General features: G+C 41.5%; 18 protein-coding genes and 2 riboswitches. Of the genes, 13 read left to right on the plus strand and 5 right to left on the minus strand.

Annotated features, from left to right (window positions below; translation table 11 throughout):
- Positions 1–296: 296 nt before the first annotated feature.
- Positions 297–836 (minus strand): ECF transporter S component, encoded by a 540-nt coding sequence (locus BUB77_RS10305; RefSeq protein ID WP_073275496.1) that lies wholly within the window; start codon positions 834–836, stop codon positions 297–299.
- Between the two features lie 270 nt (positions 837–1,106).
- Between BUB77_RS10305 and larB the strand changes: the two genes are divergently transcribed.
- Positions 1,107–1,850 (plus strand): nickel pincer cofactor biosynthesis protein LarB, encoded by a 744-nt coding sequence (gene larB / locus BUB77_RS10310; protein ID WP_073275498.1) that lies wholly within the window; start codon positions 1,107–1,109, stop codon positions 1,848–1,850.
- Positions 1,851–1,862: 12 nt separating this feature from the next.
- On the opposite strand, the gene larC is transcribed toward larB, so the two are convergent.
- On the minus strand, positions 1,863–3,374 hold the full coding sequence (larC, locus tag BUB77_RS10315; RefSeq protein ID WP_073275500.1) for a nickel pincer cofactor biosynthesis protein LarC: 1,512 nt from the start codon (positions 3,372–3,374) through the stop codon (positions 1,863–1,865).
- A gap of 650 nt (positions 3,375–4,024) precedes the next feature.
- Here larC and BUB77_RS10325 point away from each other — a divergent pair.
- The 6 genes from BUB77_RS10325 to BUB77_RS10350 all read left to right on the plus strand — a co-directional run bounded on the left by BUB77_RS10325 (position 4,025) and on the right by BUB77_RS10350 (position 9,600).
- Positions 4,025–4,321 (plus strand): thiamine-binding protein, encoded by a 297-nt coding sequence (locus BUB77_RS10325; protein WP_073275504.1) that lies wholly within the window; start codon positions 4,025–4,027, stop codon positions 4,319–4,321.
- A complete protein-coding gene (locus BUB77_RS10330; protein ID WP_073275506.1) occupies positions 4,290–5,093 on the plus strand; it encodes an ABC transporter permease in 804 nt (267 codons plus the stop codon). The genes BUB77_RS10325 and BUB77_RS10330 overlap by 32 nt, the downstream gene beginning before the upstream one ends.
- 221 nt (positions 5,094–5,314) lie before the next feature.
- Positions 5,315–6,337, plus strand: a complete 1,023-nt coding sequence (locus BUB77_RS10335) for an ABC transporter substrate-binding protein (protein ID WP_073275508.1) — start codon at positions 5,315–5,317, stop codon at positions 6,335–6,337.
- Positions 6,338–6,358: 21 nt separating this feature from the next.
- A complete protein-coding gene (locus BUB77_RS10340; RefSeq protein WP_073275510.1) occupies positions 6,359–7,111 on the plus strand; it encodes an ABC transporter ATP-binding protein in 753 nt (250 codons plus the stop codon).
- Positions 7,112–7,559: 448 nt separating this feature from the next.
- The gene (gene ytvI, locus BUB77_RS10345) at positions 7,560–8,681 is read left to right on the plus strand and encodes a sporulation integral membrane protein YtvI (protein ID WP_073275512.1); all 1,122 of its coding nucleotides are present in this window, start codon (positions 7,560–7,562) and stop codon (positions 8,679–8,681) included.
- A 130-nt stretch (positions 8,682–8,811) separates the two neighbouring features.
- The gene (locus tag BUB77_RS10350; protein ID WP_073275515.1) at positions 8,812–9,600 is read left to right on the plus strand and encodes a Panacea domain-containing protein; all 789 of its coding nucleotides are present in this window, start codon (positions 8,812–8,814) and stop codon (positions 9,598–9,600) included.
- A 177-nt stretch (positions 9,601–9,777) separates the two neighbouring features.
- Here the strand turns inward: BUB77_RS10350 and BUB77_RS10355 are convergent, their stop codons facing one another.
- Positions 9,778–10,698, minus strand: a complete 921-nt coding sequence (locus BUB77_RS10355) for a DUF2156 domain-containing protein (RefSeq protein ID WP_073275517.1) — start codon at positions 10,696–10,698, stop codon at positions 9,778–9,780.
- 47 nt (positions 10,699–10,745) lie between these two features.
- Positions 10,746–12,584, minus strand: coding sequence for a translational GTPase TypA (gene typA / locus BUB77_RS10360; RefSeq protein ID WP_073275519.1), 1,839 nt, complete (start codon positions 12,582–12,584; stop codon positions 10,746–10,748).
- Between the two features lie 455 nt (positions 12,585–13,039).
- Here typA and BUB77_RS10365 point away from each other — a divergent pair, with 455 nt between their 5' ends.
- A complete protein-coding gene (locus tag BUB77_RS10365) occupies positions 13,040–13,672 on the plus strand; it encodes a single-stranded DNA-binding protein (protein ID WP_073275521.1) in 633 nt (210 codons plus the stop codon).
- A 222-nt stretch (positions 13,673–13,894) separates the two neighbouring features.
- On the opposite strand, the gene sugE is transcribed toward BUB77_RS10365, so the two are convergent.
- The gene (gene sugE, locus BUB77_RS10370; RefSeq protein WP_073275524.1) at positions 13,895–14,215 is read right to left on the minus strand and encodes a quaternary ammonium compound efflux SMR transporter SugE; all 321 of its coding nucleotides are present in this window, start codon (positions 14,213–14,215) and stop codon (positions 13,895–13,897) included.
- 79 nt (positions 14,216–14,294) lie between these two features.
- Positions 14,295–14,395, minus strand: a riboswitch (guanidine-I (ykkC/yxkD leader).
- Positions 14,396–15,268: 873 nt separating this feature from the next.
- Positions 15,269–15,445, plus strand: a riboswitch (Lysine riboswitch).
- A 159-nt stretch (positions 15,446–15,604) separates the two neighbouring features.
- On the opposite strand from sugE, the gene dapA reads away from it, so the two are divergent.
- From dapA to BUB77_RS10390, 5 genes are all read left to right on the plus strand, one after another.
- Positions 15,605–16,495: a 4-hydroxy-tetrahydrodipicolinate synthase gene (gene dapA / locus BUB77_RS10375; RefSeq protein WP_073275526.1), complete on the plus strand. Its 891-nt coding sequence runs from the start codon at positions 15,605–15,607 to the stop codon at positions 16,493–16,495.
- 158 nt (positions 16,496–16,653) lie between these two features.
- Positions 16,654–17,409: a 4-hydroxy-tetrahydrodipicolinate reductase gene (dapB, locus tag BUB77_RS10380; RefSeq protein ID WP_073275528.1), complete on the plus strand. Its 756-nt coding sequence runs from the start codon at positions 16,654–16,656 to the stop codon at positions 17,407–17,409.
- A 280-nt stretch (positions 17,410–17,689) separates the two neighbouring features.
- Positions 17,690–17,791, plus strand: coding sequence for a putative holin-like toxin (locus tag BUB77_RS30435; protein WP_242962453.1), 102 nt, complete (start codon positions 17,690–17,692; stop codon positions 17,789–17,791).
- A 349-nt stretch (positions 17,792–18,140) separates the two neighbouring features.
- Positions 18,141–18,866 (plus strand): carbohydrate-binding protein, encoded by a 726-nt coding sequence (locus BUB77_RS10385; protein ID WP_073275530.1) that lies wholly within the window; start codon positions 18,141–18,143, stop codon positions 18,864–18,866.
- A 333-nt stretch (positions 18,867–19,199) separates the two neighbouring features.
- Positions 19,200–20,261: an ABC transporter ATP-binding protein gene (locus tag BUB77_RS10390; protein ID WP_084124124.1), complete on the plus strand. Its 1,062-nt coding sequence runs from the start codon at positions 19,200–19,202 to the stop codon at positions 20,259–20,261.

Here is a 20,261-nt window from a genome sequence, read left to right on the forward strand (position 1 = left end):
CTAGACGATTAGTTTGGAGTTTGCATTGAGAGGTTCTTTATGACACTTAAGCTGCAAGAAACACAGCTAGGAAAAACAGCGCCATTGTTTGAGCGAAAGCGAGTTTGGCGCTGTTTTGACTGTCAGCTGTGTTTTTTGCAGCTTTAGTGGAATAAAGGTTCTCGAACAGCAAACTCCAAACTAATCGTCTAGTCTTCGTCCCCTTTTCATTAACTAAATGTTTACTATGAAACTGAATAGCTGCTGAGATTGTAAGATTACTGTGATTGTGATATGATATTAATTTGAAAATAGTATTAATATCGTGGATTAAGCCGTTCTTTTATCGTCGGAACCTTATCCATTACGGGCAGCAGCAGGGTAGCGCCGATTATTCCAAAAGCAGTCTGAACCAGATTAAAAGGAATATCCACTAAGGCTGCCAGAGGGCCCATACCCAGAATGAAGGCTGAGAAGATATAATAGCCCGATACTACAATGGCTCCTCCCCCAAGTCCGCCAAGAATAGAACCAAGTATTCTTTCGCCTTTACGGAAGGAATGCTTCATAATCAAATGATAGATACTGCCGCCGGCAAAGGCTGCCAATGCTTTAATAATAAGGGTTGCCGGTGCAAAACCCATGTAGCCGGAAAAGACATCCGCAAGCATGGAACCGATTCCGGCAGCAAGGCTTCCGTAAACCGGACCCAGAAGGATACCGCTGAGAAGAACCATGCCGTCTCCAAAGTGGATATAGCCCAAAGCAGGTGTCGGAATATGAATTATCATAGTAGCAATGCAGGTCAGTGCCGCCATTAGTGCCGAGATTATCAGGGTAAAAAGTTTTTTATTCATGCCAGCCTCCTAATGTAAATCTTTTTAGTTACTTTATTCCATAGTTGGCATGATTGAAAGTTCCAGTATTGGATTAATTAACGGTGCCAGATTGATCGGAAAGCTTTTACAAAAGCTGTTAAGTGTGAAAGGAGCTGCTTACTGGTTTCTTTCACCTGGCAGGTTTATGGCTGACTGCAGCCGCAAGCTAAGATGCGTATATAGCAATACGGGAACATTACTGAAGTGTCAGGTTTGTATCAAAAAATATAATAGCAAATGAGGTGTATTATGGACGTTTACAAATTTTTAGAACAGGTAAAATCAGGCGAGATGCAGCTGGAGGATGCGGCAGAGGTTTTAAAGAATCTTCCCTATGAAGAGCTGGACTTTGCCAAGCTCGACCATCACAGGCATTTTCGTAGCGGTTTTGGAGAAGTAGTGTTCTGCCAGGGAAAAAGCATGGAGCATTTAACGGAAATCTACCGCAGATTTTATATGCACGATACCAATGTACTTGGTACCAGGGCAAGCCAGGAGCAGTATGAGGAAGTAAGAAAGGTAATAGATTGTGTGACCTATGACCCCTTATCCAGAATACTGTCAATTGAAAAGGAGAAGCAGGAGAAGAAAGGACTGGTAGCCATTTGTACAGGGGGTACGGCCGACCTTTTCGTAGCAGAGGAAGCAGCCAGAACGGCAGAATTCTTCGGCAGCAATGTAATCCGTATCTATGATGTAGGCGTTGCCGGAATTCACAGGCTGTTTTCCAAGCTTGAGGATATACAGAAAGCAAACTGTATCGTAGCAGTTGCCGGAATGGAAGGAGCTCTTGGCGGTGTTCTTGCAGGCCTTGTAGACAAGCCTGTAATTGCCGTTCCCACCTCCGTCGGCTATGGAACAAGCTTTGGAGGGGTATCGGCACTTTTAACGATGCTGAATTCCTGTGCGGAAGGGTTAGCAGTAGTTAATATTGATAACGGTTTTGGAGCCGGCTATATGGCTACTCAGATTAACAGGCTCTGCAAGGAATAAGAGGAAAGCTTCCTATACAGCTGAAGCCTCCCCTGCCAGTGTCTGAACCAGGCTGTAAAGGGTGGTGTAGTCAAGACCTGATTTATCAGCAAGACTCCGGATACTGTCACTTTCAGGATAATAAAAGGTCTTATCCTGAAAGGAGCATACCTTTACCGTAGCTTCCCCATAAGGCGTCATTAGGGTCTTAAAGCTTCTCTTTAGAGTGGTACGCTTCATTTCCTGCTTCCGTATGCCTATGGTGGTGGTGTGGGTAAAGATTAATTCCTCCATAGCAGAGATGTCCTCTTCTGAGCATATGACCCCTAAAAGGTACGCTGGCCTGTTTTTTTTCATAAAGATGGGGGTATAATATACATCCCTGGCCCCCTTCTTTAATAAAATATCCATAGCGGCAGAGAGGGCTTCGCCGGAGCAGTCATCTACATTTGCTTCTAAGACCCAGACAGTATCCGGAATGGTATCCGGCAGAGCGGGCAGGGCTTCCTCAATTAACATAGCTCTTAAAAAGCTGGTCTGCTCATATTCTCTTTTTCCTGTTCCAAGGCCGATTCCTCTGATTGTAAAATCAGCGGGAAGCTGTTCCTTTGTCTTAATGGCAGCAACAATGGCGGCGCCTGTGGGAGTCACCAGCTCACCCTTAACCTGTGTCAGGTGCAGCTTTAAGCCGTATTTCGCGGAGATATTTACTACTGCCGGAACCGGGATGGGAAGAACGCCATGCTGGCAGGTAATCTGTCCTCTGCCCTCATAAAGCTCGGATACATAGACTTCTTTAATATCCAGGTTATCCAGGCAAATGGCAGCCGCGGTAATGTCTACAATGGAATCCGTGGCACCCACCTCATGGAAATGTACCTCTTCAACCGGCTTTCCATGAGCCTTTGATTCGGCTTCGGCAATGATAAAAAATATTCTTTTGGCTATGCTCTTGGCATTTTCAGCGATGGCTGCTCCATCGATAATCATGTAGATATCCTGCAAATTTCTGTGCTCGTGATGTCCAAAATGAAGGCTGCCGCTGGAACCATGACTGTGGCTGTGCAAGCCTTCATGGCTGTGACTGTGCAAGTCATTATGGCTGTGGTTGTGCACGTCTGCATGATTATGACTATGCAAATCTTCATGGGCATGACCATGATTATGTTCAGCTTCCTGGCTTCGGCTGCCATGGAGCCTCTTTAATTTGTAGGAGGTGTTTAACCGGAGGGAAGGGGTTCCCTGTGAAAGGGGGAGAACAGAACCTGCCGTTGATTTCCCGGATTCCTTTACAGGCTTTTCATGTCCGAAAAGGTAATTCATGTCATGGTCGTGGTTATCCTCTTCCAGTATTACATTAAAATCACAGGCATCAATGCTGTTCTTTGCCTTTCTGGTAATTTCGATTCTATATCCATCAACTTTAAGGCTTTTCAAGCCATTCAGCAAAACTTCCCTGTCAGCCCCAAGGTCCAGCAGGGCAGCTACCATCATATCACCGCTGATACCGGAGTAACATTCTAAGTATAAACTGTGCTTTTTCATCTATAATCCTTTCTATAGCAGTAAATCCAGTAATAGAACTGCGATAGGGTTATTATAGCATGGAGAATTTACCGGTGCAATAGAGACAGGAGGGGCGAGTTGGGGATGAAATTATCAAGACAATCCCATGAAACCAAATATATGGATGCCCGGAGGACCAGGGGAGTGGTTTGGAGTTTGCATTGAGAGGTTCTTTATGACACTTAAGCGGCAAGAAACACAGCTAGGAAAAACAAAGCCATTGTTTGAGCGCAGTGAGTTTGGCATTGTTTTGACTGTCAGCTGCGTTTTTTGCCGCTTTAGTGGAATAAAGGTTCTCGAACAGCAAAGCCCAAACCACTCCCCTGGTCCTCCGGGCATCCATATATTTGGTTTCATGTGTTAGCCGAATAAAATTTTCCTTTTATCTTGACAAATTAAACCTGCCTATGTTACACTTGCCATGAACTAGGGGTGCCTGATGAATCAGGCTGAGAGAAAACTACCAGAATGTTTTAAACCCTGAGGCAGTGAGAGCTGCTTCATACCTGATCCGGATAATGCCGGCGTAGGGATGTATAGAATTTTGCGGCGCAGTCCTTGCCTAGTATACAACCTTCCCGGTGACGGGGAGGTTTTCTTTTATCAACCATACCAAAAGGAGGAGCATTATGAATGCAAGCGTAGCAATACAGGTACTGCCCCATGTGGACAGTGATGAGGAAGTAATAAGAATAGTGGATGAGGTAATAGACTACATAAAAAGCACAGGCCTTAAATATTACGTAGGACCCTGTGAGACAGCGATAGAGGGAGAATATGAGGAACTTATGGAAATCGTAAAGAACTGCCAGTATATCGCTGTTAAAGCAGGCTGCCCCAAGGTTGCATCCTATGTGAAAATAACCTTTGCACCGGAGGGTGGTGTATTGACAATTGATAAAAAAGTTACAAAGCATCATCAATAGAATTTCTCCGGTCTTTGCAATAGCTGCTATTTTACTTATCTGGCAGGTATTGTCATCCGGCGGAGCAATACCAAAATTTATGCTGCCATCTCCGGGAGAAGTGGTAAAGGCCTTTATAGGGGACTTTCCGCTTTTGATGCTTCATGCCAGGACGACGCTGACAGAAGCCTTTTTCGGATTATTTTCAGGAATCTTGCTTGGATTCTTCGTGGCAGTGGTAATGGACCGTTTTGAGCTTGCTTATAAAGCAATTTATCCGGTCCTGGTCATAACTCAGACCATTCCGACAGTAGCCATAGCGCCGCTTCTGGTCTTGTGGCTGGGTTATGGAATATTACCTAAAGTTACATTAATTATCATTACCTCTTTCTTTCCCATAACCATCGGCCTTTTAGACGGCTTTCGGAATGTGGACAAGGATGCCTTGAATCTGTTAAAGGCCATGGGAGCAACCAAGCTTCAAAGCTTTATTCACATTAAGCTTCCGGGCTCCATACCGCATTTCTTTTCCGGGCTCCGCATATCCGTGTCCTACTCCATTATCGGCGCGGTGGTGGCAGAGTGGCTGGGGGGCTTCAGCGGACTTGGCGTGTACATGACAAGAGTTATAAAATCCTACTCCTTTGACAAGATGTTTGCCGTTATATTTTTTATCTCTTTTATCAGCCTCTTACTGATGTTTGGTGTAACGCTGCTGCAAAAGTGGGTAACACCCTGGGACAGAGAGGAAAGAGAAAAGGTAAGAACTGAGGGGTATAAGAGGTTAGTGTGAATTATTGAAAAGCATAATTCACACACAAGAATGTGCCTGCGAAATCCTCGGCCCAATCTTGCGGCGCGTTGGGAAGGCATGGGTGTTAGTGCCTGCGAAATCCTCGGCCCAATCTTGCGGTGTACGAGGAAGGCATGGGTATAGTTTGAAAATTGCAGTGCGGTATCCTGGTCAAGCCGGGGGATGCATGATGATATTGATAAGTTATAGGGAGGAGTTTCATGAAAAAGAAAGCAATAGCAATTATTTTATGCCTGGTACTGGCAGTTGGGGGACTGACGGCCTGTGGAAACGGCAGTAAAGAAACAGCGGAAAATGACAGTAAGGATAAGGGCGGAAGTCTGGAAAAGGTCAGGATCGTACTTGACTGGACGCCCAATACCAATCATACGGGGCTTTATGTTGCAAAGGATTTAGGGTATTTTAAGGACGAGGGTCTTGATGTTGAAATCATGCAGCCACCGGAAGGAAGCACCACATCACTTATTGGAGCTGGCGGAGCTGAATTTGGCATATCCTTTCAGGATACCCTTGCTCCTGCCTTTGCAACGGATGATCCTATGCCGGTAACGGCTGTTGCGGCAATCATCCAGCATAATACCTCCGGTATCGTTTCCCTTAAGAAGCTTGGCATTGATTCACCAAAGAAGATGGAGGGACATTCCTACGCTACCTGGAATTCGCCCATAGAGCTTGCCATTATCAAGAAGATTGTGGAAGATGACGGCGGTGATTTTAGTAAAATCAAGCTGATACCCAATACAGTAACAAATGTTGTGACAGCTCTTAAGACGAACATTGACACGGTATGGATATATTATGCCTGGGACGGCATTGCTACAAAGGTGGCAGGACTTGACACCAATTATTTGAATTTTGCTGATTACGGTAAAGAACTGGATTATTACAGTCCGGTTATCATAGCTAATAACAGCTTCTTAAAAAAGAATCCCGATACGGCAAAGAAATTCTTAAATGCAGTAAAAAAAGGCTACGAATATGCCATTGCAGAGCCTGATAAAGCAGCAGATATCTTAGTAAAGGCAGTACCGGAGCTGGATCCGAAGATGGTAAAGGAAAGTCAGAAATGGCTGGCAGACCAGTATAAGGCAGAGGTTACCAGATGGGGCTATATAGATCAGGACAGATGGGACTCCTTCTATAAATGGCTTTATGATAATAAGCTGATAGAGAAAGAAATACCCTCCGGCACCGGATTTTCCAATGACTATCTGGCAGAATAAAGCTTAAGGGAAAGGGAAGGCATGGACAGATTAACAGCAAATAATATCAGTGTAAGCTATGGCGGAAATAAGATAATTGAAGATATATCCATCGTACTTCATAAAGGAGAAATCGTAAGCCTCCTTGGAGCAAGCGGAGTGGGAAAGACTACCCTCTTTAATGTACTCTCAGGCCTTCTGGTACCTGATTCCGGCACCATAGCCATGGACGATGAGGATATCACAGGTAAGACAGGCAAGCTTAGCTATATGCTGCAAAAGGATATGCTGCTTCCCTTTAAGACCATCGTTGATAATGTAGCCCTGCCCCTGGTCATAAAGGGGAAAAAGAAAAAGGAGGCAAGGCAGACGGCTTCCTCTTACTTTGAGGAATTTGGGCTTTCCGGCACTGAAAATAAGTATCCGAAGCAGCTTTCAGGAGGAATGAGGCAAAGGGCGGCTCTTCTCAGGACCTATTTGTTTTCCGATCAGGTCGCCCTTCTGGATGAACCCTTCAGTGCCCTTGATACCATAACAAAAAGCAATCTGCATCAGTGGTATCTTATGGTCATGGAGAACATTAAGCTGTCCACCCTCTTTATTACCCATGACATTGACGAGGCAATTCTTCTCTCTGACAGAATTTATATTATGACGGGAAAGCCCGGGCATATAACGGAGGAACTGGCGGTGGATGCCAGAAAACCCAGGGGGGAAGATTTTCTGGTAAGTGATGAGTTTATCCGGTACAAAAAGCATATCAGTATGGTGTTAAAGCAGCAAGAGCAGAAATAATAGCTTTGAAAGATGAATGAATAAAAGAAGCTTTCCGTTTTCCTTTTTATGTTGGAAGACAGAAAGCTTCTTTTTTGCTGCAACAGTAATAGTTACGGGAAAATGCGGAATAATAACCATGGTTCTTTGTAACCAGGAAGCCGGTAACATTTCATTTGACCCAATAGCCGGACTTTAGCGATTTATCTCAGTTTTTAGAGAGTAAATTCCTCAATCAGGACTTTGTTCTGTGAGCCTGTTATGAAGTTTTTTCCAATTCACCGCCTTAATTTGCGAAATAATATTTACAGATAAAAGAAAACAGGTATAATTATAGTATAAATAATAAACTATAGTATAATTGAAAAGTGCAATATGTATGCATCAGTGTTAGAAGAAAATGTACATAGCAATATAGAACTATTAATTTCATGCCAATGAGAATATTTAAACTATTGGAGTTGACTAAATGAAAAAATTTTTGATTTATATCAAGATTCTTGTTAACGTACTGCTGTTCGTTCTTGCAGTACTTGCGGTTATTTTTATTGTACCGAAGCTGCTAAGTTTTTTTATGCCCTTTGTAATAGGATTTATCGTATCTGTCATAGCAAATCCACTTGTCAGATTTCTTGAAAAGAAGGTTAAGATACTGCGAAAGCACAGCTCTGCCATAATCATTGTATTGGTAATAGCCGCCGTTGTGGGAGCATTGTATGCCTTAATCAGTGTTTTGGTAAATGAAGTCAGCAACCTGGTACAGGATTTCCCCAATATTTATAAGGGATTGGAGGCACAGTTTCAGACCATTTCCCAGAAGCTTTCAAAGATATACGAGATACTTCCTGATAACATTACAGTAAAGCTGGATGAGCTTGGTACCAATATAACGGACATAGCATCCAAATTCGTGGCAGACAGCAGCAAGTTTAACATCAGTGATGCCGGAGACTACGCAAAGAACCTTATGGATTTACTCCTGTATGCCATTGTAACCATTATGTCCGCCTATTTCTTTATCGCAGAAAGGGACAATCTTGCAGCTACGGTGCACCGTTTGACACCTGCCTCCTTTATTAAGAGCTATAATTTGATTGTTTCCAACTTTAAAATGGCAGTGGGAGGGTATTTTAAAGCACAGTTTAAGATAATGCTGGTGCTCACGGTAATACTGTTTGCAGGCTTTGAGATTTTAAGGGTCAATTATTCCTTCCTTTTAGCCCTGCTGACCGCGTTTCTCGATTTCCTTCCTTTCTTTGGTACCGGAGCTGTTATATGGCCGTGGGCCTTAATTGAAATTTTAACGGGAAATTATTTTAAGGCAGTAATGCTGGTAATTATTTATCTGGTCTGCACCATAGTCAAGCAGGTGCTTCAGCCTAAGATGGTGGGGGACAGTATCGGTATCAGCCCCTTTGCCACACTGGTATTTATGTTTATCGGATACCGGGTGTCAGGAGTGCTTGGCCTGATAATCGGGATTCCCATTGGTATGGTCCTGATTAATTTATTCAAGGCAGGAATGTTTGACGGAGTGATTAAGGGCTTTAAAATCATTATTCATGACATTAATGAGTTCAGAAAACTGTAGAAATATATGGTAAAATGGGAAAAAATATGGAAGAAGCTATTGACCTGTATTACAACATTATATATAGTATTAATAGGACGAAGGATAAGATGGAACCTTGGGATATCATTATACGAAAGGGGATAGAACTATGTGTGAGAACAAAATGCTGAGTCAGGAAAATATCATTGTAACTGCTACGGAAATTCAAACTATTTTAAAAGACTTCCGCATAGGCAAGAAACCTCTGGCAAAATTGTTAGGGTGGGGCGAGACCACAATAATAAGATATATAGAGGGAGACATCCCAACTGCGGAGTATTCGAACAAACTAAAAAACATAGTAGAAGATCCCGTATATTATTATGAACTGCTGCTGGACAATAAGGATAACCTGACCAATGTTGCCTACCGTAAGACTATGCAGGCAGTTCTGGAGAAGATGACAGAGAGAAAAATTAATCTGATAGCCCAGTATATGATATATTACACCCAAGGAGATCTGTCACCTGGTTATACCCAATGGCTTTTATATTATGCCCAGGGTTTTTCCATGGCACTGTTCGACAGGGAATTATTCGAGGATGATTATTATGTAAATACGGAAAATGCTCCTTATATCAGCTTGTACAACAGCATGAAAAAGCATGGAGTAAATTTATTTGAGGTTCCCTTGAACCGCCTGGCGGAGCATGAAAAAAGTCTCATAAATAAGATTTTAGATACCTTCTGCTGGTATGGGCCGAAGACGTTGAAAGCCCTTTCAGCCTTTGAGAAATCCAATTACCGCGTATCCAGGGATAAAGAGGGCAGAAGAATCATTTCAAAGGATTTAATAAAGAGCCAGTTCAAGGATATCCTGGCGCTTTACGGAATCAGGGGACTTAATGACATACATAAGTATCCCGACAGCAGATTTTTTGATTTGAAGGGAATTTAAGCTGAATTAAGCGGCTCTGTGTTAATAGCTGGGGTGGATTCAAAGAATCCCACCCTAACTATTGACACAGCCAAAAAACAGGGAGCTGCTGCAGATAGCCGGCTAATCTCTTTCCGTAAAGCTATCTGCAGCAGTTCCCTGTTTTCCATGTATCGAAAGAAGCCAGGCGGCAATGTTTTATAAACTGCGCTGGTAAATATTATACTTTGATTCAAGGCGAATGGGCTGATAGGATAATTTGGCTTTTCTTAAACCTTCCTGACCCAGGTCGTCTTCTCTGTTGACAATTTCCGCTTCCGGAAAGGAATGGATAAGAAATTGCTGGTTAATATAATTATACAGGCCGGGAATATTGATATTGGCTTTTTCAATGTGAATAAAGGCACATTTGATTTCGGGAGCGTAGCTTCCGATAGAATAGGCCTCCATTTTACCGTCAATATATACTCCGCCAATCTGACAGTCTACAAAGCCGCAATACTTGAATAAGCGGTGTATGCCGTTTTCTTCGCTTCTCATGCTGCTATGCTTATCTTCATAATCTCTGTTATCCAGCCATCTGTCGTGAAAGCTTTCGATTTCAGCCACATCGGAACAATCGAGAGTTCTGAATTCATATCTGCCTTCATAATTTTTCAGAAAAGAATTCAGGTGGTTTTTCTTTTTGTGATAGGCCTTGCCGCTAAGAGTTCTCAATTTTTCGGCATCATAGACATAATCATAGTTCTCCCGGCAGTCCTCCACCGTAAATTCTTCTTCAAAGCCCGGCAGGGCACGAAGTATGGTAAGAAAGGACTCGTCGATCAAATACATATTTAGGGGCTGGTTCAGAACCTTGTTCCAGTGCTCCTTTATTTCTGAAAAAACGGCAGGAATATCATCTGTCTTACAAAGGGGCATCATTGGACTCAACATACTTTTGGCTTTAATTACGCACATCATATAGGTATCATTCCGGTAATAATGAGTATCATAAAACTCTTCCCATATAAACTGGTTTACCGGCTGCCGTTCCGAAATATAAACCGGTCTTAGGTTGGAATAGGACTCCAGACTAAGACAGTCGGCAAGCGTTAGCTTTTTTATTTCTATTCCCATAAACTTTTCTCCTGTCAGTTATGGCTGCCCTTTGCAGGTAACAATGGTTATTTACTTTGTGAATTACGTTTTGACCTCATTCTGAGAGTAGGGTCTAATATTTTCTTTCGTATTCTTAAATTCTGTGGAGTGACCTCTAAGAGTTCATCCGTATCGATAAATTCAAGAGCCTGTTCCAGGCTTAAGTTCTTAGGCGTAACAAGCTTTAATGATTCATCAGCACTGGAGGAACGGGTATTGGTCAATTGCTTTCTCTTGCAGACATTTACTTCAATATCCTCTGCCTTGCCATTCTGTCCTATTACCATACCGGAATATACCTTGACACCGGGTTGGATAAAGAGGGTGCCGCGTTCCTGGGCGTTAAAGAGTCCATAAGTAATCGCTTCTCCAGATTCATAGGCAATTAAAGACCCTTGCTTTCTGTACTGGATATCACCCTTATAGGGACCGTAATCTTCAAATAAGGTGTTTATAATACCGTTACCCTTTGTGTCCGTTAAGAATTCGCCTCTGTATCCGATAAGTCCTCTGGAAGGAATAATAAATTCCAGTCGGGCATAACCGCCGTTGCCATTTGACATTCCCTGCAGTTCACCCTTACGCTGACTTAATTTATCAATAACTGTACCGGTAAATTCATCGGGAACATCAATGATCGCACGTTCCATTGGCTCCAGCTGGTGGCCTTTTTCATCATGGTGGTAAAGTACTTCTGCCTTGCTGACAGCAAATTCATAGCCTTCTCTTCGCATATTTTCAATCAGGACGGATAAATGAAGCTCGCCTCTGCCGGATACCTTAAAGCTCTCTGTGGTATCTGTTTCTTCCACACGGAGGCTGACATCGGTATTCAACTCACGGAATAAGCGGTCCCTTAAATGTCTTGAGGTTATATATTTACCTTCCTGTCCTGCCAGAGGGCTGTCATTTACGATAAAGTGCATGGCAATCGTCGGCTCGGAAATCTTCTGAAAGGAAATAGGTCTGGGGTTTTCAGGTGAACAGAGGGTATCACCGATGTGAATGTCTGCAATACCGGAGATGGCAACAATTGCACCGATGGAGGCTTCATTTACTTCAACCTTTTTAAGGCCTTCGAATTCATAGAGCTTGCTGATCTTAACCTTTTGGCTCTTTTCGGGATCATGGGCATTGACCAGGACTACCTCCTGATTAACCTTAATAGCACCGTTGTCAACCTTGCCGACACCGATACGGCCTACATATTCATTATAATCAATGGTACTGATAAGCACCTGTGTGCTTTCCTCCGGGTCTCCTTCAGGAGCTGGTATATAGTCTATTATTGTTTCAAAGAGAGGTTTCATATTCTCAGGAGATTCATTTAATTCTAATATAGCAACACCGGATTTTGCAGATGCAAAAACGAAAGGACAGTCAAGCTGGTCTTCGGAAGCATCCAGTTCAATAAATAATTCAAGTACTTCGTCAATTACTTCCTTGGGTCTGGCTTCCGGACGGTCAATTTTATTAATGCAGACGATAACCGGCAGGTCAAGCTCAAGAGCTTTCTTTAATACGAACTTTGTCTGAGGCATGGGGCCTTCAAAGGCATCCACTACCAGGACTACGCCGTTGACCATCTTAAGGACACGTTCTACCTCACCGCCGAAATCCGCATGTCCGGGGGTATCTATAATATTGATTTTAACACCTTCATAATATACTGCAGTATTCTTGGAAAGAATAGTGATACCGCGTTCTCTTTCAATATCATTGGAGTCCATGACTCTTTCCTGTACCGTTTGGTTGGAACGGAATACGCCGCTTTGTTTTAAAAGCTCATCTACAAGGGTTGTTTTACCGTGGTCTACGTGAGCGATGATTGCAATGTTTCTGATATCTTCTCTTTTGATACGCATATTATCCTCTTTCCTAAATGTCCAGGCTGCGACTGGATATTTCTATACTATAGCTGATTTGTTTCTATATATTTTAATATTAGAAGCGGCTGATGCGGCCGGCTTTCATTTTATTGTCATAATTAAAATATGAATTCAATAAAATGATATAGATTTATATAAACTGCAATAAATTCTAAGAAACCCACGGGACACTCTAACTTGAATATTGTATCATACTACGGAAAATTTACAAGGTCTTTCTTTGGAGGGCTTTAATTTCAGCATTTTGCTTATCTGTAAAAAAAATTCAGATAAAAACTTGGAAATTTTTTAATGTTTTTGTTCTAAAGGAAATAAAATCTGCATACATATAGTAATGGAGAATAATTTTATCTTGAAGGTCAGGACAATACAATTGGGATACCAATTTAAAATTGTACAGAACACGAGTAAAGAGAAGGGAGTCATACGAAATGACAGATAAAGTATTTGATAACAATCAAGTAAGTATTGCAGGCGAGGTAATGACTGATTTTGAATTCAGTCACGATGTATTTGGGGAAGGCTTTTACGTGCTGGAGGTGCAGGTAAGCCGGCTAAGTAGTTCTGCGGATATTATTCCTATTATGATATCGGAGCGGTTAGTCGATGTAAAGGCAGATTTAAAAGGCAAGTATGTGGAGGTTAACGGGCAGTTCCGTTCCTATAACCGACATGAGGACAACAAGAACAGGTTGGTGCTGTCCGTATTTGCCCGGGAAATCAAAGTAAGCGATGAGGATACGGAAGGTATCCGCCCTAATTTCATTTTTCTGGACGGTTTCGTCTGCAAGCAGCCTATATACCGAAAGACTCCCCTGGGACGAGAAATTGCCGATATTTTACTTGCAGTAAACAGACCTTACGGAAAATCCGATTACATACCCTGCATCTGTTGGGGAAGAAATGCCAGATTTGCTGAGAATTTCACTGTTGGAGGCCATATTCAGGTATGGGGCAGAATCCAGAGCAGGGAATATCAGAAAAAGTTAAATGAAAGTGACTTTGAAAAGCGGATTGCTTATGAGGTATCCGTAAGCAAGCTGGAATATTTGGAAGAATATTAAGAAGATTAATTGGATTCGTGTGGCAGAAGGTCATGTTCATTGAAGGCATACCTGGAGTTTAAGAATATACACAGGCGAAAGCTGAAATTACCTTATGATACCGAATCGTTATTGGAACATAAAATTAAAAAAGCCATGGACTTATGGAGCTGTTAATTGATAAATACCTTTAAGGGGGGCAGGTATCAGTTAATCCAGCCTAAAAGTCCATGGCTTATTCAATTAGTGGGAGGAGGCCAGCTTCAGGCCTATAATTCCGGTCAATATAAAGCCCATGCACACTATTCTTAAGACATCCACCGGTTCCTTAAATAACAGGATACCCAGAATTGCGGTACCAATTGTGCCGATACCGGTCCATATGGCATAAGCAGTTCCCAAAGGCAGGGTCTTTAAGGCAAGGGACAGGAAATAAAAGCTTGCTGCCATTCCGGCTATTGTAAGGGCACTTGGTACAAGCCTTGTAAATCCATGGGAGTACTTTAAGCCTACAGCCCACCATACTTCACAGATACCGGCAATAATTAAGTATAACCATTTCATAAAAATTCTCCTCCTTTTATCAGGTTTAGGGGTTACCAGGTAAATGAGCAAAAAAGAAAAGCCTGGGAGATGTTTTTCAATCTCCCAGGCTTTTATCCTTCCGTGAACGCAGTTAACTGCGCGTTTTATCTCGGACCTGACCAATACGGTTTGTATTGCGGAACCCTATAAAACTTATACTATTTATTTTACCTGGTATTATAATACGAAATTATGAAAGCAATGTCAAGGTTAAAGAAAATCTAAAGTACCTTTACAGTTATAGGTTAGTCTTTGTTGCATTTAAGTCTTTGGAAACGGACGATGGTTTCTGGTTCCGTTCATTCATTTTCTAGTTCACGGTTCCAATTCCACTAAAATGCCAGCCGTTATTCCTGGAAGATTAAATTGCACCAAACTCGCTTCACATTTACTGGTTATATCAATACTATGCGCTCAGACACTGGTGCGATTTAACCTAGTCATAACGGCTGCCATTTAAGTGTCATATGGAACCCTTCAATAGAAAATGAATGAACGGAACCAGAAACCATCTGTACTTTAGCATAACATTTATGTGAATAGAGGTGTAAGGTTTAATATAACTCTTTCCAGTAACTGGTTTTATGTATTTGCAATTCCGCTATTTGTAGTTCCGTTATATGAATTTGAAAAGCAGTTCCATTAAATGCAATGCATACGCATCAGACCAAATAATGGATATGAACAGATGACCAAGGGGGTTGTTTTGGAGGTTTGTCTCAAGAGGTTCCTTATGACACTTAAGCGGCAGGAAACGTGACTAGGTAAAACAGTGCCACTGTTTGAGCTTGATACCTGACACAGCCAAATCTGTCACAGCGAGTTTGGCGCTGATTTACCTGCCAGTCACGTTTTCTGCCGTTTTAGTGGAATAAGGGTTCTCGCGTAACAAACCTCCAAAACAACACCCTTGGTCATCGTCCGCTCCCATAAACTTCCCTTATGCATTTGCCGTTCTATATGAAATTGTAATTGACAATAAAAAAGCATAATGTTAATATAAAGAGGTATTGATAAACAAAAAAATAACGTGATTTTGGTAGAGGCGCATTTTTTAAGAGTACATAGCAGGATATGGCAGAACATAAAGGATTGCTGTGGAAAGGAAAAGATGCCGAAATAAAGAAAAATTTTGCTTTTTCTTTGTTGGGCATGCAGTTAAGAGCTGTGTGACTGTCATCAAGAAATTGATGGAGTGCTGCCTGAAGAATGATAGCTTTATTTCTCCGTACAGGGAGAAATTTTTCGGGATTCTTTGGTGTCGGCTCACGGGCCGGCTTTTTTTATTTCACTTACCCTTTTCTTTGCCAAAAGAAAAATGCGTTAGCTTAAGGGTCCTAAAAGGACGAAAAAACAGGAGGTGCCTTTATGGCAATATTTAAAGGAGCGGGAGTTGCAATCGTAACCCCCTTTGATGAGAATTTGAACGTGAATTACAGGAAGTTAGGCGAACTGATTGATTACCAGATTGAAAATGGTACGGACAGCATCATCATCTGCGGTACTACAGGTGAATCCTCTACTCTGACTGAAAAAGAGCATATGGAATGTATCCGTTATACGGTGGATAAGGTAGCAAAAAGAGTTCCTGTAATAGCAGGTACCGGCTCTAATTGCACCCAGACTGCCATTGAGCTCTCGGAGGATGCCTTAAAGGCAGGAGCGGACGGGCTTCTCCTGGTAACACCCTATTATAACAAGGCGACGCAAAAGGGCCTGATACAGCATTTTACCATGATAGCAAAGGCGGTGGACCTGCCTGTTATTCTCTATAATGTACCCAGCAGGACCGGCTGCAACCTATTGCCTGCAACTGTGGCTCAGATTTTTAAGGATGTGGATAACGTGGTCGGAATTAAAGAAGCCAGTGGAAATATCTCGCAGGTGGTTGAATTGATGCATCGCACTCAGGGAGACATTGACCTCTATTCCGGAAATGACGATCAGGTAGTGCCCTTGCTTTCCTTAGGAGGAATTGGGGTAATCTCTGTCCTGTCCAATATTCTTCCCAGGGAAACCCATGACATTGTTGCGAACTTCTTAAAGGGAGATGTGAAGGCAAGCCGGGAGGAGCAGCTAAGGCTGGTACCGCTGATTGAAGCGCTCTTTTGTGAGGTGAATCCCATACCGGTTAAGAAAGCCCTGAATCTGATGGGTCTTGAAGTCGGCGGTCTGAGAAGTCCTTTGACAGAAATGGAAGAAGCCGGTACGGAAAGATTACGGAAGGCTATGAAGGATTGCGGAATCAGCCTGGTCTGAAAATCTGATATTAAGGATGGCAAATAGCGGTAAACTATTATATAATTATAGTATACGTATCTTGTTATCCTGTCAGGCTGAATAGCTGTGTCAGATTTATTGGATAGGAACAGGAGAAAAATACCGAAGGTACGTAAAAGAAAAGGAGTTAGGTTAAAATGGTTCGTATAATATTGCGCGGCTGTAATGGCCGGATGGGTCAGGAAATCACCAAGCTGTGTAAGAGTGATGGAGAAACGGAAATTATTGCCGGGGTAGACTTAAGCAATCGCTTTGAGAATTCCTATCCCGTTTATGATTCTTTTTTTAAGATAAAAGAAAAGGGAGATGTAATCATAGACTTCTCTTCCCCTAATGGATTAAAGGAAATGCTGGACTACAGCGCAAATTCCGGTACACCTGTTATATTGTGTTCCACAGGCCTTTCAGAAGAGGACCTGGGGCTGGTAAAGAAAGCGGCTGAAAATGTCCCCATTCTTCGTTCGGCAAATATGTCCTTAGGAATCAATACTATGATTAAGCTGATTAAAGAGGCTGCCAAGGTGCTCAGTGAAGGCGGCTTTGATATTGAGATAGTAGAAAAGCATCATAACCAGAAGCTGGATGCCCCCTCCGGGACGGCACTCCTATTAGCAGATTCCATGAATGAAGTATTGGGCGGAGAATATGATTATGTATATGACCGCACAGACGTAAGAGAGAAACGGGGCGAGAAGGAATTCGGCATCGCTGCGGTCAGAGGCGGCAGCATAGTGGGCGACCATGAAGTAATATTTGCCGGCCTTGATGAAGTAATTGAGATAAAGCATGTTGCGTACTCCAGGGCAATTTTTGCCAAAGGGGCCATAACGGCGGCTAAGTTCCTTCAGGGCAAGGGACCGGGCCTGTACACGATGCAGGATGTTATTGTATAAATTAATGGAAGCATATAATCTTATTCTTATAAGCGGGATATCAAAGGGCAAGTACTTTGATATACCCGCTTAAAGCAGGTTAATGGTAGATTAGACAAAAAACATGTAGAATAGGCATCAGCTATTGTAAAAAATATCCAAGATGTTATAATGTTACTGTAACAATAAATACTATCTTTGAGGTATTCTTTTGAAAGGGGGAGTTTCATGAAAAGCATGAAACAAGTTTTTGACGACACGCAGACGGTAAAGACAAGACAGAAAGAAGGGGGGTGAGTAAATGGTCACCTACGATTCCCTGTTCCTGATGATTCAGTTTGGCATGCTGCTGATAGCTGTGTTTGGCTTGATGCAAAACAAAAGTAATCGTAAAAAACACTAGAGAATAACTACAAGAATATAACAGGAGGCCTATGAAGCTGACAAATCCCGCACATAATTTTTAGAGAGTATCCGGTTTTTACTCAATGGATGCTCTCTTTTTAAATTATAGGAAATTCCTAAAATCAGATTATAGTATAAGAAACTGTTCGCTGATAATTAAGCTGGTTCAGTTACTTTTTAATATTTAACAAAATTTTTCGAAAAAATTCGAAAAAAATATTAATATTGTAGATTGTTTTTTAATATTATAGATGCTAATATTAAAAATGTAAATTATATGAAATTATTTAAAGCGACCGGTGCCTTCCTTTAACTAATTATAAAATTAAATCATGGAGGTGTTCTTTTTGAAAAACGTTAAAAAAATGATACAACTAGTTTCTGCTATGATGTTATGCTGTTTATTGATGGCTAATATCTTTAGTACACATGCCAATGCAGCTGCAAATATTCAAGCAGAGCCGAATGTGCAATTATACTATGCGCAATTTAGTGGACCTTCAAGAGCTTCTTATGAATCATATTTTGGGTATGTTGCAGTTAAAAATCTGGGTTCTGATAAAAATGTAGTAATACATTATACAAAAGATGGACAGACTTGGAATGATCTTGCTGCAGTATATGTAAAGGCAGATCCCAATGACCCAGAATATGATATTTACAGTTTTAATATTCTGACATCACCTATTACATTTGCAATAAAATACCAAGTAAATGGACAAACCTATTGGGATAATAATGATGGAAATAATTATCATATGGAAAATCCTAATCTTGTTGTACTTGGAAAGAGTTTCGTAAAGACAGTAACAATTAACAATAATCCTACCATCATTTATGTAAAGAATTTAGCTTATCAAAAAACGGTAAAGATTCGTTATACAACAAATAATTGGAATTCCTATCAGGATGTTGATGCTAAATTCTATAAAGCGGAGAATGAAAATATTGATGAATGGAATATTCCCCAAAATATTCCTACCGGTACAGATGTTAAATATGAAGTTTTATATAGTGTAAATGGAAATACATATATTGATAATAATTTTGGAGATTATTATACTAACTGGTAAGCCTGGCAGTAAAGAAAAGGTGTCTTGTGTGAATTATTGAGAAGCACAAAAAAGAGGCTGTAACTTGTATAAAGAAAAGAGACTGTAAATTGTAGGAGGTGCACAGTCTTTTTTCTTTTTTTATTATAAATCACATAGTCTACAATAGTTTTTTATGGTGAAAACCGTGATGTACGGTTAATATTAAAAATTTTCCATGAAAATATGAAAAAGTTCACAAATTTTTCGCAAACTAATAGTAACATATCCTTGTTGGTCTGTATTGGGAAAAGCAGTAATGCAGGCAAGGTATGGAAAGAAAATATGTATTTATATAATAAGGAGGAGAAAAGGTTGATTGAAGTCAAACATCTGGTGAAAAAGTATGGGGAACATCTTGCGGTAGATGACTTAAGCTTTACCCTGGAAAAAGGGCAGATACTGGGATTCCTTGGACCTAACGGTGCAGGAAAATCTACTACAATGAATATTCTCACAGGGTATATATCAGCTACGGAAGGAACCGTTATGATAAACGGCCATGATATTTTCGATGAACCGGAGGAAGCCAAGAAATGTATCGGTTATCTCCCGGAGCTTCCGCCCTTATATCAGGACATGACAGTAAGGGAGTACTTAAACTTCGTAGCAGATATTAAATTTGTGAAGAAGAACGAAAAGAGAAAAATGATTGACAGAATTATGAGGATGACAAAGATTACGGAAGTTTCCGAGCGTCTGATCAAGCAGCTGTCAAAGGGATATAAGCAAAGAGTGGGTCTGGCCCAGGCAATTGTTGGTTTTCCGGAGGTCATTATCCTGGATGAGCCCACAGTAGGCCTTGATCCCATGCAGATTATTGAAATCAGAGACCTGATAAAGGAACTCAGCAAGAACCATACCATTATCCTGAGCTCCCACATCCTGTCCGAGGTCAGTGCAATCTGTGACCAGGTTATGATTATCAATAAGGGAAGACTGATTGTATCCGATACACCGGATAACCTCTCCCAGCATATCGGAGGCTCCAAGGGGCTTCATCTGGAAGTAAAGGGTGAGCAGGAAGCCATCAAAAAGGCTCTTGAGACCATACCTGAGATTACAAAACTTGAATTTGATAAAAATGCAAAGGGCGGCATTGTAAAGCTTTCCGCTTACAGCAACGAGGAAAATGATATCAGAGAGGCTGTATTCTATGCTTTAAGCGATGCAAAATGTCCTATCTATGATATGCATTCTACAAAGATGTCCTTGGAGAATATCTTCCTTGAATTAACACAGGACAGCCCAAAACCTCATGCTTCCAAAAACTCCAACAGGCTTTTACGCAAGAACAAAAAAAAGGATGAGGATGGTATTCCTGCAGAAACGGCGGAAGCAATGAATCAGGAACCGGAACAGAAGGAGGAGAATTAG

Source organism: Anaerocolumna jejuensis DSM 15929 (assembly GCF_900142215.1).
Classification (GTDB): domain Bacteria; phylum Bacillota; class Clostridia; order Lachnospirales; family Lachnospiraceae; genus Anaerocolumna; species Anaerocolumna jejuensis.